Annotated in this window: 1 protein-coding gene; it reads right to left on the bottom strand. The window is 61.9% G+C overall.

Annotation, left to right across the window (positions count from 1 at the left end):
* Nucleotides 1-47: 47 nt before the first annotated feature.
* The coding region (locus tag NFX52_RS30335; RefSeq protein WP_252636009.1) for an IS1595-like element ISCsp2 family transposase at nt 48-976 on the bottom strand (929 nt) is incomplete at its 5' end.

The following is a 976-nucleotide window of genomic DNA, read 5'->3' as shown; positions in this document are numbered from 1 at the left end:
ATAAGGGGTATCTATTTAGCTCCAGCAGCCCCGTTGATACTGTGATTTCATCCAGCAATAGTATCCGATTGCCTCTCCCCGGTGTTCTTGCTCACGACATCCCCATACGTCACTGGCGGCGTGACCACCGCTTGCTGCAGCAAGCGGTAAAACAGCATCCCGCGTGAGCTGGATGTGCGCCGGTTGAAACGGAACACGAATTCATCGAGATAGGCGTCCAGGTGGTCTGGCTGTACAGAGCCATGATGTGTTCCCAGCACCCAGCGCTGTACCAGTGAGGCGACCCGGTGCACTCCCGCCATGGAGACATGGGCAGGTACGCCTGAGCCGAGCATGACGGTGCGCTGGTGGGTGTAACCCAGCTCTCCCAGAGCGCGGTATGCCGCCGAACCATCCGTGCGTACCTGGGCTCCGGGCTCGACCACCTCCTGCACAAAGGGGATGACGTGGGTGGCGGCGTCTCGGTCAATGCGGCGTAACCGGATGCGTCCAAACCCCTTGGGCTCCACGATCTCCACCGCCATGACCATCAACACTTTGGTGGTGCTGCTCTTGCGCCCTGCAGGGGTGGCGGGATTCTTGCGATCCGTGATAGACAGGTACGTTTCATCCACCTCGACAAGCCCCTTGAGCTTGTCCCGGCCCGGGCGAACCATGGCGCGCCGAAACCGGTGCAGCATGGTCCAGGCCGTCTGGTAACTCCCCAAGCCCAATACGCGCTGCAGCCCCAGGGCACTCACGCCTTGCTTCTGATTGGTCAGGTACCACGCCGCAGCCAGCCATACACGCAGCGGTGTGCGTGTCTTGTCAAAGATGGTCCCAGAGGTCACCGTGCCCTGGTACTGGCATGAGCGGCACATCAGGCGGGTGCGGCTGGCGCGGTACACATCACCAGCGTTGCCGCAACGCGGGCAGACGAAGCCTTGGGGCCAGCGAAGCTTCTCCAGGAACGCCTGGCAGGCCTCTTCGGTGGCAA

This window comes from Acidovorax facilis (assembly GCF_023913775.1).
GTDB lineage: Bacteria > Pseudomonadota > Gammaproteobacteria > Burkholderiales > Burkholderiaceae_C > Acidovorax > Acidovorax facilis.
This window is presented reverse-complemented; position numbering and strand designations above follow the sequence as displayed.